Annotated in this window: 12 protein-coding genes and 1 tRNA gene; 7 read left to right on the top strand and 6 right to left on the bottom strand. The window is 65.9% G+C overall.

Annotated features, from left to right (window positions below; genetic code table 11):
* Positions 1-39: 39 nt before the first annotated feature.
* The 4 genes from ACZYZ7_RS09450 to ACZYZ7_RS09435 form a co-directional block, all read right to left on the bottom strand.
* Positions 40-1,668 carry a DUF7159 family protein gene (locus tag ACZYZ7_RS09450; RefSeq protein WP_463740774.1) on the bottom strand — a complete coding sequence of 543 codons (1,629 nt, stop codon included), beginning with the start codon at positions 1,666-1,668 and terminating at the stop codon, positions 40-42.
* A gap of 221 nt (positions 1,669-1,889) precedes the next feature.
* Positions 1,890-3,242, bottom strand: a complete 1,353-nt coding sequence (locus ACZYZ7_RS09445) for an ammonium transporter (protein ID WP_450069404.1) — start codon at positions 3,240-3,242, stop codon at positions 1,890-1,892.
* A 358-nt stretch (positions 3,243-3,600) separates the two neighbouring features.
* Positions 3,601-4,170, bottom strand: a complete 570-nt coding sequence (dcd, locus tag ACZYZ7_RS09440) for a dCTP deaminase (RefSeq protein ID WP_039313451.1) — start codon at positions 4,168-4,170, stop codon at positions 3,601-3,603.
* A 16-nt stretch (positions 4,171-4,186) separates the two neighbouring features.
* Positions 4,187-5,176, bottom strand: a complete 990-nt coding sequence (locus ACZYZ7_RS09435; protein WP_450069405.1) for a DUF7159 family protein — start codon at positions 5,174-5,176, stop codon at positions 4,187-4,189.
* 357 nt (positions 5,177-5,533) lie between these two features.
* Between ACZYZ7_RS09435 and ACZYZ7_RS09430 the strand changes: the two genes are divergently transcribed.
* Positions 5,534-5,607 (top strand) — tRNA-Gly (locus ACZYZ7_RS09430).
* A gap of 82 nt (positions 5,608-5,689) precedes the next feature.
* On the opposite strand, the gene ACZYZ7_RS09425 is transcribed toward ACZYZ7_RS09430, so the two are convergent.
* Positions 5,690-6,859, bottom strand: a complete 1,170-nt coding sequence (locus tag ACZYZ7_RS09425; protein ID WP_463740773.1) for a tyrosine-type recombinase/integrase — start codon at positions 6,857-6,859, stop codon at positions 5,690-5,692.
* Between the two features lie 9 nt (positions 6,860-6,868).
* Positions 6,869-7,417, bottom strand: coding sequence for a helix-turn-helix domain-containing protein (locus tag ACZYZ7_RS09420; RefSeq protein WP_463740772.1), 549 nt, complete (start codon positions 7,415-7,417; stop codon positions 6,869-6,871).
* 116 nt (positions 7,418-7,533) lie between these two features.
* Here ACZYZ7_RS09420 and ACZYZ7_RS09415 point away from each other — a divergent pair, with 116 nt between their 5' ends.
* From ACZYZ7_RS09415 to ACZYZ7_RS09390, 6 genes are all read left to right on the top strand, one after another.
* Positions 7,534-7,701 carry a hypothetical protein gene (locus ACZYZ7_RS09415; protein WP_463740771.1) on the top strand — a complete coding sequence of 56 codons (168 nt, stop codon included), beginning with the start codon at positions 7,534-7,536 and terminating at the stop codon, positions 7,699-7,701.
* A gap of 139 nt (positions 7,702-7,840) precedes the next feature.
* On the top strand, positions 7,841-8,092 hold the full coding sequence (locus ACZYZ7_RS09410; RefSeq protein WP_463740770.1) for a hypothetical protein: 252 nt from the start codon (positions 7,841-7,843) through the stop codon (positions 8,090-8,092).
* Entirely contained in the window at positions 8,089-8,781 is a 693-nt protein-coding gene (locus tag ACZYZ7_RS09405) for a hypothetical protein (RefSeq protein ID WP_463740769.1), read from the top strand. The genes ACZYZ7_RS09410 and ACZYZ7_RS09405 overlap by 4 nt, the downstream gene beginning before the upstream one ends.
* A complete protein-coding gene (locus ACZYZ7_RS09400; RefSeq protein ID WP_463740768.1) occupies positions 8,781-9,143 on the top strand; it encodes a DUF2742 domain-containing protein in 363 nt (120 codons plus the stop codon). The genes ACZYZ7_RS09405 and ACZYZ7_RS09400 overlap by 1 nt, the downstream gene beginning before the upstream one ends.
* 131 nt (positions 9,144-9,274) lie before the next feature.
* Positions 9,275-10,918, top strand: a complete 1,644-nt coding sequence (locus ACZYZ7_RS09395) for a hypothetical protein (RefSeq protein WP_463740767.1) — start codon at positions 9,275-9,277, stop codon at positions 10,916-10,918.
* Entirely contained in the window at positions 10,915-11,640 is a 726-nt protein-coding gene (locus ACZYZ7_RS09390) for a hypothetical protein (RefSeq protein WP_463740766.1), read from the top strand. Before ACZYZ7_RS09395 ends, ACZYZ7_RS09390 begins: the two co-directional genes overlap by 4 nt.
* The last annotated feature ends 174 nt before the right edge of the window (positions 11,641-11,814 follow it).

Here is an 11,814-nt window from a genome sequence, read left to right as displayed (position 1 = left end):
AGGCCAACGTCAGGTGACGGTTGGTGGCGGGGCCGCGGTTCAGTGTCCGCCGAACGGGAACGGCCACAGCGATCCGCCGTCGCCACCCGACTTGTGAGAACCACCGGAACGACCGGGGTTCCAGTCGCCGGATCCCGAGCCACCCGGATTCCAGTCATCGGAGCCGCCAGAGCGTCCGGGGTTCCAGTCACCGGACCCGCGGCCCGGGTTCCAGTCACCCGATCCCCGGCCAGGGTTCCAGCCCGAACTCGGACCCGAACCCGATCCCGGGCCCCAGTCATCGGAGCCTGAACCAGGCCACTGTGGGGCTTCCGGTTCATGGCGCGACGGCGGGTCCCACCGCGGAGACTGCGGCGGGTCCCACGGCGGGCGGAAGATGTTCGGCAGCCGCGGCGCAGGCGGCAACACGACCAGCGGCGGGATGTACGGCGCCGGCGGGTTGTAGATCGGTGGTGGCGGCGGCGCGGGCGGAGCTTCGGGTGCCGGAGCAGGCGCCTCAGGCGCGGGCGGCGGGGCCGCGGCGGGCTGTTCGACGTAGACCGTGCGCGGCGGAGCCTGCGGTGCGGGCGCCGGGGCTTCCTGCACCACCGGGATCGGGGCCTTGATGGTCTCTGGCGGCGGGGCCGGTGGCGGCGGTACGGCAGCTTCTGGCGGCGGCGCGGGGGCCGGCAGCTTGGCCGGGGCGCTGGGTGCCACTGCGCCCTGCGCCGGAGCCGGACGCTGATCAACCGTCGGCCGGATGCTCACCGCAAGCGAAATAACCAGGGCCACAACGCCAACCACGAACACCGACGTCAACGCCGAACCCACCAGGAGGAAGGGTTTGCGCTCCTCGTCCATCGGCATCTCGTCGGCGACGAGGTCCACCCCGTCGATGGCATCGGCACCGGCCGGGGCCATCTCGGTGGCCAGGCCGGCCAGCGCGTAGGCGCTGCCCGCGGTCGACCCGTCGGGATCTTGCGAATAGGCCAAACCGACCGTGGTGGCCTCGAACGCCGGAGCATTAGCCGACGCGAGTGCGGCACCGCGCGCCAGCGCCATCTCGGGCTCGTCCGGGGCGCTGACGGGGAGCGACACCAGAGGCTCCAGGTGCGCCTTGACCGAGGCGACGTCGACGCCTGAGCCGAGAACGAACATGCCCTGCGGTGCGGAATCGGCGGCGTCGACGGCAGCGGCCATATCGGTGAGCACGGCCATGGCGTCGGCGCTGTGCAGGGAACGGCTCAGCACCTTGACCACGGAACCGTCGTCGGTCTTGACCACGGACAGCGTCGCGGCGTCACGGTCGATGAACAGCAGCGCCGTGGTGTCGTAACCGACCGCGCGGCCCACCGCCTGGGCCAGCGCGGCGGCGGCATGGCTTTCGGAGACCAGCATGACGTCGTCGATGCCGTGCGCGGACAGGGTGTCGCGCAGTGCGGCGGCGTCGGAATGGTCGGTCCAGGTGACCCCGATCGACTTCAGATGGTGCCCGCCCGCGGTCGCGCTCTCCTGGGTTCCGAGGATCGCGGCGACCACCTGATCGGCCGCGCTAATGGTTGCCGAATCTTCACCGGCGGTGACGTCGAAGACGTCGTGATCGACGGTAACTCCGTCGGCCTTCTCCCCCTCGACCAGCACCATGCGGACCGTTGTAGGTGCCATCGCCACACCCAATACGATGTCCACCGAGCCCTCCAATGTGTTTGCTACACTGCGTTTGTCGCCATTGCGCACACATTCCGCACGAACCGACAACTAGAACCTTCATCGGCGTAACCAGCTCGATCGTTACACCTGCGCTCGTTAGCTACAGCGCTTGGACTCCGGTCGGACCGCGGCGGCGTTGTGCGTGCCGGCGCCGGTTAGTTAGACCCTACTCGGCATTACGACAAAGAGCGCCGGCCGGTTCATCCCGCGCTGTCTTCCTCGGCCGGATCGGGACGCTGTTCGTGGTCTCCGAGCTGGCCAAAATGCCCCAACTGCCCCAGCGTGCCGCCGAACAATCCCGGTCGGCGCTGCGGCAGGTGCCCGTGCACACCCTCGGCGTATGCGGACTCGGCGTGCTGGGTGAAGTCGACGCCGGTGGTCTCGTCTTCGGGGCTGAGCCGGAATCCCATGAACCGGTCGATCGCCTTGGCGAGTCCGTACGACACGGTGAACGCGTAGACCGCCACGACGACCGCGGCCAGCAGCTGCTTACCCAGCTGGGTCAGCCCGCCGCCATAGAAAAGGCCCTGCGGGCCCTGGGTCATCACCTCGGTGGCCAGGAATCCGATCAGCAGCACGCCGACCACGCCGCCGACGAAGTGCACACCCACCACGTCCAGGGAGTCGTCGTAGCCGAACCGGAACTTCAGGCCGATGGCAAAGGAGCAGACCACACCGGCGGCCAGGCCCACCACGACCGCGCCGAGGGTGTTGACGGTGCCGCAGGACGGGGTGATCGCCACCAGGCCGGCCACCACACCGGACGCGGCGCCGAAGGTGGTCGGCTTGCCGTCGCGGACCTGCTCGACCGTCAGCCAGCCCAGCATGCCCAGGCAGCCGGCGACCAGGGTGTTGAGGAAGATCGCGGCGGCGGTGCCGTTGGCGGCCAGCGCCGAGCCCGCGTTGAAGCCGAACCAGCCGAACCACAGCAGGCCGACGCCGAGCAGCACGAAGGGCAGGTTGTGCGGGCGCATCGCGTCCTGCTTGAAGCCGATGCGCGGGCCGAGCACCAAGGCCAGTGCCAGGGCCGAGGAACCGGAGACGATCTCGACGACGAGGCCGCCGGCGTAGTCGAGCACGCCTAGGCCGGCCAGCCAGCCACCCGGCCCCCAGACCCAGTGCGCGACGACGGCGTACACCGCGACGGCCCAGATCGGGACGAACAGCATCCAGGCGGCGAACTTCGCCCGGTCCGCGATGGCCCCGCTGACCAGGGCGGCGGTGATGATCGCGAAGGTCAGCTGGAACGTGGCGAACAACAGCTCGGGTACCGCGCCGTGGGCCGTGCTGGGCGTGATGCCGAGCATGCCGAAGTGCTGCAGGCCACCGATCAGACCGCCGCCGGCGTCCTCGGAGAACGCCAGGGTGTAGCCGACCAACAGCCAGGCCACCGTGACCAGCGGGATCGAGATGAAACTCATCATGATCATGTTGAGCACGCCGGTGGTGCGGACCATGCCGCCGTAGAAGATGGCGAGGCCGGGGGTCATCAACAGGACCAGCGCGGTGCTGGCGAGCAGCCAAGCAGTGGCGGCCGGATCGATTTCGGGCACGTCGAGCTCCTTTGGTCTCGACGAGAATGTCGGGCGCGCGTTTCAGCTGCGCGGCGCGCGTGTTTCAGCCGTGTTTCGTGTTGCGGTGTGGTTACTGAAAGTTCACCGGGTGTGGGCTTGGCCTGCCGAGCGTGCGTGCCTGCCTCGCGGTCGCGGCGGCCCCGGAGTCGCCGCGCCCAGCCCCCGCAGTCGCCGCGCCGTTTTCTACACCAGCGCTGTTGATCGGCGATTCCACGACTCACACGTAGAAAACGGCGCAGACGTGGCGAGGGCCGGGCCCCGGATGCACGCCGAGTGGCCACTTATGACACGCGAATCGCCCGTTTACGTGTCATAACTAGCCACTCGGCGAGAGCGCCTACGACTTGATGAAGTTCAAATGCGAGCGTGACGGCGTCGGCCCGCGCTGACCTTGATATTTCGAGCCGACCTTGTCGCTGCCATACGGGTGCTCGGCCGGGCTGGTCAGCCGCAGCAGGCACAGCTGGCCGATCTTCATGCCGGGCCACAACGTGATCGGCAGGTTGGCGACGTTGGAGAGCTCCAGGGTGATGTGCCCGGAGAACCCCGGATCGATGAACCCGGCCGTCGAGTGCGTCAACAATCCGAGACGCCCCAGCGAGGACTTGCCTTCCAAGCGCCCGGCGAGGTCGTCGGGCAGCGTGCACACCTCGAGCGTGGAGCCGAGGACGAACTCGCCCGGGTGCAACACGAACGGCTCACCCTCCGCGGGTTCGACCAGGCTGGTCAGCTCGTCCTGCTGTTTGGCCGGGTCAATGTGGGTGTAGCGGGTGTTGTTGAAGACCCGGAACAGGGTGTCCAGGCGAACGTCGACGCTCGACGGCTGCACCAGGGCATCGTCGAACGGCTCGATGGCCAGGCGTTTCGCGGCGATCTCGGCCCGGATGTCCCTATCGGAGAGCAGCACCCGACGAGCGTATCGGTTACCGACGGACCACCTGCGGCAACGGCGGCAAGGCGGTGTCGGCGTCGGGCCCCACCAAGGATTTCCCAGCCGCCCTCCCAACCAGTGGCACCACCTTGCGCACGACGGTGTGGATCGGCAGCTCGGGCGGCGAGATCGGCGCGGCATGTTCAACCGGGGTCGACGCCTGCGGCGGCGAGTTGCGAGGGCCCCCGCGCATGGTCACCGCCAGGAACACCGCACCCGCCACGATCAGCACCGCTGTCGCCACGACCATCGCCAAGGTGTGCGCCAGAGGGTCACGCTTGACTGCCGGCGCGGCCTCGTCGCGACGGTCTGCACTGGCGAGCAACGCGCCGCGCGCCAGCAGCAAGGCCGCGTCGTCACCGAGGACGACCGGCCGCGACATCACCGAATTCACTTCCTCGACAAGACTTTCCGCATTGGGTGTCGAACCCGCGATGGCAACCGCGGAGATCGGTTCGGAGAAGCTGTCACAGACGCCGCGCAGCGCCAGCACTGCGGTGGCCGCATCAGGTCCAACCAGACGGCGGCTGTGTGTTCGGCGCGTACCGTCCTCGCCCTCGGCGCCGATCGCGGCCAACATGGTCTCGTCGGGTTCCATGACGCATAGTGCGATCGAGTCGCAGTCCGCGATCTGAACGGTGTATTCGGCGGCGGCTGCGAGCGCGTCGTTGGTGGAGACCACCTCGACGTTGGCAATGCCCAGCTCCTTGAGAGCCTCGAGGATCGACTTGGCCTCGCTGGCCACCTCGTCGGTCCAGGTCAGGGCGACGCGGTCGACGACGTATCCGTTCGCCGGGGCGGCGGCGCAGGTGCCGAGCACCGCGTTGACGACGTGCTCACTGAAGTCGGGGTGCTCGACGCCGATGCGGGTGTGCGCGTCGAAACCGTCGTGGTCGATCATCGCGCCGTCGCCGCGAGTGCCCTCCACCAGGAGAAGCCGGGTATCGCGCGAGGTCATGGCGATACCGATAACAACATCCATGGGAAAACCCCTCGATTGATTCGGCCCGTGGTGGGGGCCTGCTCGCTCCATTCAGCGCCGGATGGAGCCCAGGACGACCGACGGTAGACAGGGCGCCTGAGAGCGAAAGCCCAAGCTGTTATGCGACTCTCAGGGTCGGGCGTGAACAGGAATCATGTTCTGGGGTCGTATCTTTCGCCACCCGGCCCGAAGCACCGGGTCCGCACTGGGCAACGGTCGATCGGCCGCGTCGACGACCTTCGCCAGGCGGGGGCTGCCCCACGGGTCAGCCGGCGTCAATTTCTCAGACTCGCGGCGGCGTTGTCCGCCCGCCTTACCCACAACGCAGGCCGAGTTGCTATCCTTCGTCAGCACCATGCCGATGTAGTTCAATGGCAGAACATCAGCTTCCCAAGCTGAATACGCGGGTTCGATTCCCGTCATCGGCTCCATACATGCAGGTCAGCAGCTTGCAGAGGTTTGCCAGCAAATTCGAATCGGCGAAATCCCGTACTTTCCCCGTAAATTCGGTTCTCAGTTCCCGTTGCTGGCCCATTTGTCCAGCACAGCACGGGTATCCGGCCCTGCCGTGACCCGCTGCACGTAATGGCCCTCAGTGGTCGCGAGCTGCGCGTGTCCGAGCTGGTGCTGTGCGGCCTCGACGCCGAGCCCGTCTCTGACGACGGTCCCGGTGGTGCGCCGGAAGCTGTGCGGCGTCACCCACTTCAGGTGTTCGTGAGGTGTAAGAGCTTCCCGCAGCGACGAGCGGATATTCGACAGGCTCACCAGGCCACCGTCTCTGTTCTTCAGCACCGTGCCGTCCGGTCCAGTCACCCCGTACAGCTCGGTGAGCACCTTCACCCCGAACGCGGGCAGCGTCACCGTGTGGGCCGGGGCACCACCTTTGCGTGCGTCCTGCCGATGTAGCGGCTTGCCGGCCACTCTCCCGCTGTCGACGACGGTCCCGTTGACCGTGACGGTCGGCACATCAGCCAGGAGGTCGACGTCTGGCCATTCGATCGCCAGAACCTCCCCCGGCCGCACACCGGTGGCAGCGAGCAGTTCGACGAACCCGGCCAGCATCCGGCCACGCCGAGGACCCGGTCCCTTGTGCTCACAGAACACCTTGACGGCCAGGCGCACTTCCTCGAATTCCATTGCGGTGAGCGCCCTAGCGGGCTTGCGATCGGTCTTGGCGGTCTTGGTCTCACGCATCGGGTTGTGGGCGATCACGTCGAATCTGACGGCCAGCGAGTACATGCCCGACAGGATGATGCGCATGTAGATGGCCGCGGACGACGGCAATGCTTTCAGGTGCGCGTCGGCGCGGCTGGTCGACAGTTCCGCGATGCGCAGCTCGCCGAGCTGCTGTTCGCCGTGCAGTCGCCACGTATCCCGGTACAGGGTGGCTGTTCGGTCGCCGATTCTGTCCTCTGCGACCTTGGCTGGTATCCACGCTTGGAACAGTTCGGACAATGATGTGCTCCGGTTGATTACACCCGTTGGTTCGCCGGCCTCAAGCTCCGCTGCGATGCGCCGTTTCAGCTCACGCCGCGCATCCTCTGCGGACTTCCTCGACGACGCTTCACGCTCGCGCAGTTTGCCGCTGTGGAGCCGTAGATACGTTGTGGCGTAGAAGATTCCGTCACTCGCACGTTCCGTGATCTTCCCGTGCTCACCGGGGGTCATCCGCTGCCTAGGCACCGCCGCTCCTTACCTTATCCTCAAGACTGAGTCGTCGATGCCAAGATCATCGCGTAGCTGCTGAATCTGCTTGTCGTAGTACGCAATTTGTGTCGGATCAGCTTTGTCTCTGATGAGAACAGCCCGTATCCGTTCCGCATCATGGAGCTGTCGCCATAGCTTCAGGCTGCGGGTACTCTCGGTCCACCTGTCTGCGTCCTGAGATCCGAGCATGAGGCTCCCGGATAACCACTGAGCTGCAAAGAACTGCAACGTTGATCGGTCGGGCAGAGATTCAACATGATCCTCGTAGGGTCCGGGAAAAATCAGCGTCACTGGTGTTGTGTTGAGCGCGGCGGCGAGAACCAGCAGTTCGGCGAGATCGAGTTTGCCAGCCCTTGTATTGCTTTCGATCTTCGAAATTGCAACGCGGCTGATCGGATAACCGAGTTCTTTAGTTCTCTGGGCTAGCTCCAGTGCGGTCCAGCCCTGCTTCTTCCTCAACCTCTGCACTTCAGCGCCTACCCTGCGCGCGATATCCAGCTGCCAGGCCTTCGCTGACTCATCGATGTTCGGCATTGCGACATTCTCGCACGGATGCGCTTGCGTTCGGGAGCATCCGTTGTATGCTCCGACATGACGGCTAAGTACGTCAGATATGTCGCATTACGGAGCAGTCAACGAAAGGAGCGTCCGTGAACAGTTGGGAGCAGACGAGCACGAAGCTCGGCGGCATCAGCCGCACGCTGGTGTTTCAGCTTTGGGCGTCAGGGGCCCTGGCATCGGTAAAGATCGGCCGGCGCAGGTTTTCGACTGACGCGCAGATCAGCGAGTACATCAGCCGCCTCGAAGGTGCGGCCTAATGCGGTCTCTGCCGCAGGAAGATCACGCCGACCTCGGTCTCATCGAGGATGACCACACGCCAGACATGCGAAAGGCCCCGGTTGCCGCCGAGGCCCTTCAGAGGAACAACCCACTCAGCCAAGAACAGGAGTTCTAGAAGTGACTGTACCGACAACCACCGCCCCGGTGGTACCGCCACCGGATATCGCCCTGGCCTTCGACCGTGCCAGCAATATGGCCGAGCTTGGCCGCAGCGACCTGGACGAGGTGATGAAGGCTCTGCCGGAGGACACCCCCTTGTGGGTGTACGTCGACCTGGTGCGAGCTGGTCGGCATCTGCGGGCCGCGTCCGTCTTGGTCGACAAGATCGCCGACACCCTCGCCGCACAGTCTCAGGAGGTGCGGCGGTGAGCGATCAGGCGCGCCAAGCGCTCTGCTGCATCTGCGGGACGGTTCGCACCTGCCGCCGGCCCCGCAATCACCGGCCCGAAAACTACTGGCTCCGAGGCTCCGTCGATCGGGACTGGCACCGAGAGACCGGTGACCTCAAGTGCGCTGAGTGTGGCCGAATCACCACCCACGCCATCATCACCGGCGACAACCACGCCGAGAAGCTGCGGGAGATCGCCACGGGATGGTTCCGCAAGGACCTCACCGAGGCTGACAGCCAACGGATTCAACGGGCATGGCGGCAGGGTGTTCCGCAGAACCCACACGCACATCACTTGTGGTGGTGGAGTGACTTGCAGAAGGCATGGGACGCCGGACAATCAACGTTCCCTGCGATCTGCAGAGCAGAGCTCCCCGTCCTCGAGAAGCAATCCGAGCGGGGCAGACAGAGCAACTACAAGGCATACGAGATTGACGAGTTCATCGCGCCGGGTCGTTGCCATGATGTCGATCTGGAGGACCCCACGACGGGGCTTTGGTGGTACGAGGTGGACTGCACCGACTGCCTGTGCCGCGCCAACGCGATCGCCCTCGAAGAGCAGCGCGAAGCGTTGCAGGCCAAGCTACAGAAGATCGTGGACAAGGCATCCCAGCTGGACGCACGCGCTGTCGCTGAGTTGTTGGCCGCGTTCGATGCTGGTGGCCAATAGTGGCTGACCGCAAGGTCGACACGGAGGCCCGCCCCGAGACCATCGGGGCGGGTGCTCCCGCATCGCAACAGGTCGCGTGGTGGCCTGTCCACGAGTTCATCACTGCCATGGTCGCTAAGGCCAATGTCGGTCCGCTTCCGGCGGCAGGCACCCCGGCGTGGTGCCAGCTACCCGACAGTGACCCTCGAAAGCTCTTGTCGCTCGCAGCTTCCGGAGAGCACTGGGTGCTGCATACCGAACTCGCCCAAGAGAAACGCGCCGAAGCATCCCGCGAGATCGCCGCAGCCGGCGGCTGGACCGCCCTCGCCCAGCGCATCGCCCAGGGCCGCGGCCCCGCCTACATCCCCAGGAGAGCATCTTGACCGACTCCGAGTTCTTCGACGCCACACCTGAACTGAACACGATCTACCGGTGGGCACGAGCCCGCTACGCCGCCCCCTGGGCCGTATTCGGCGCCGTTCTGCTGCGGGTCGCCGCCTCCACAGGCCCCGAGGTGCAGTTGCCCGGCATCATCGGCGGCCGGGCGAGCTTGAACCTGCTGGCCGCGTTCGTGTCCCCATCAGGCGGCGGCAAGGGCATCTCAGACAAGGTGGCACGCGAGGCCTGGCCAGCCCCGATCATCGAACGCCCCATTGGATCCGGTGAGGGCATCGCCGCCACGTTCATTCCCCCGAAAAAAGAGGGGCAGGAGGCGATTACGCGGGCGATCTTCAGCGTCCCCGAGATCGACACCTTGGCCGGCATCGCGGGCCGGCAAGGCTCCATCCTGTTGGCTCAGCTCAAATCGATGGCGATGGGCGAACTGCTCGGACAGTCCAACGCCAGTGACGCGACGACCCGAATCGTCCAGGCCCACACATACCGGTGCTGCCTCTCGGTAGGCGCCCAGCCGGGGCACTGCGGAGTAATCTTCTCCGACACCAGTGGTGGTACGCCCCAGAGGTTTCTGTGGTTCCCCACCACGGACCCGGACATGCCAGCCACCCCGGCAGCAGACCCGGGCCCGCTCAACACCGCGTTGCCCTCGTGGGCACGCGTGAGCGCCGAGCCGCTGGAGATCCAGTACGGCCCCGAGGACATCGCCCAGACGGTCATCGCCGCCCACATCGCTCGCCAGCGGGGCGACTCCGAGGCCCTCGATGGGCATCGGCTGTTGACCCGTCTGAAGGTGGCCGCGGTGCTGGCGGTCATGCACCACCGAATGGTCGTCTCCGAGCTGGATTGGCAGCTGTCCGACGCCGTCATGGAGGTCTCAGACAGCACCCGCGACTGGATCCTCGAGCAGGCCAAACGCGCCAAGCGGGAAGAGGTGCGCCAGCGAGCTCTCGGCCGCGCGGCATTCGACGAGATTATCGACGAGCGGCGCGCCGAGGTCGTGCGCCGGCGCATCCTCCGCATCCTCGCCGAAGGCCCAACATCCCACGGAACCGTCCACAGCCGCATCGGCAAGCGAGAGTACAAAGAACTGTTCCCAGCGGTCATCGCCAGTTTGCTGTCATCCGGCGAAATCGTGGACGAAGAGACGCAGCGCGGAAAGCGGTATTCGTTAAGCGAAGGGGTCAACGTTGATCCCGGGGTCAAGGTTGATAACAGCAGGTCAGATGGGTTGACCCCTAGGGTCAAGGTTGAACCCGAGGCGACAATCACTGACCTAGATTCGCGCAGGTCACGCGATTCCGAGCAGCCGAAGCTGTCCTGCCAGAAATGGCTCAACCAACACGTCGAAGAACTCCGCGCAGCGGGCCACACCACCATCGAATCGTTTGCTGTAATCGAAGCAGGACAAGCGCAGGGCTACACCAAAGGCAGCGTTCACCAAGCCGTCAGCGCCCACCCCGAGATGCACACCGTCGACCGCAAGCGGGGCCGCGCCATCTGGTCGATCACTCCCGACTACAAGCCACCCCGATACGAGTCGGCAGAGGCGTGGCTAGATGCCTGGCTCGACAAACAGGACAGCGACACCATCGACCCGGACGACGCGAAGATCGCCGGTGAAGCCGCCGGCCACCCCTGGCAATCCGTACGCCGCGCCGCAGGGCGCATGTCGCGAATCGAATCGGTGCCAGCCCACGGTGAGGCCAAAACCGAACGCATCTGGAAGATCGTCGACGCGAACCGGGAGGACGCATCGTGAGCGCCGACCGAGCCCGGAGGTTCTTCTGGTCCTGGCTGATCGGCTCAGCCGCGTTCTCCATCCTCGGCGTCGTCACCCACGCTGTACTAGGCAGCGCACGCTCGCCCCTGATCGCCTCCGTGCTCGCATTCGTCATCGTGGTGATCCAGCTGTGCGCCACCTACGGCGTGCACGTGTTGGTCCAGGCGCGCATCGTCGGCGCGGCATACCGCTCGGCGCTGGCCATCGCCGTCACGCTCGCCCTCGGAGCGTTCGTGCTCAACTTCGTCGCGCTGCAAGACCTCGTGATCACCTGGGCCGGCACCGCACCCGTCATCGCATGGATCGTCCCCCTGATCATCGACCTGGGTATGACTGCGAGCACCATCGCGATCCTGGCGCTCACCAACGCCCAACGCGCCGAGCAGTTGCAGCTGGCTACACACCATGACGCAGAGGCCACCGCGGCGGTGCACGTGGCAGTGCACAACACGGTGCACACCGAAACGCACGCCGCAGCGTGCACTGTCGAGCGACCCGCATACGACGGTGCGCACCTGACCATCGCGGAACGCATCGTCGCGCAAGGCGTGGTGCGGATCGCGCCCGAACGTGTCGCGAAGGTGCTCGCCGCACACGCCGAAGGCACCGCGCCAAGCACTATCCAGCGCACTCTCAAGGTCGGGTACAGCACCGTTCAACGAATCCTCGACTACCAGGCGGTTGCTCATGCCCCCGACTAGCGATATATCGCCAACTTCCCAGACTCCGTACAGATCGCGCTTCCTGACTGGGGCGGGGTCAGGTCAGACGGTTCCTTCGCGATCGTTCACCGCCCCCCGGGGGGTAGGGGTCCGGCGCAGGACGTTCCCAGGTCGACCCCTCTGCTTCCTATGGCGAGTCTCTCTCCGAAGTTT

This window comes from Mycobacterium sp. IDUB_17 (assembly GCF_055419465.1).
The sequence above is the reverse complement of the archived record's forward strand: the minus strand, read 5'-3'. Positions and strand labels throughout refer to the sequence as shown.

Excerpts from the sequence above, each read along its gene's own strand:
- ACZYZ7_RS09435 (WP_450069405.1), bottom strand. The coding sequence starts at position 5,176 with ATGGATGTTGTTATCGGTATCGCCATGACCTCGCGCGATACCCGGCTT.
- ACZYZ7_RS09420 (WP_463740772.1), bottom strand. The coding sequence starts at position 7,417 with ATGCCGAACATCGATGAGTCAGCGAAGGCCTGGCAGCTGGATATCGCG.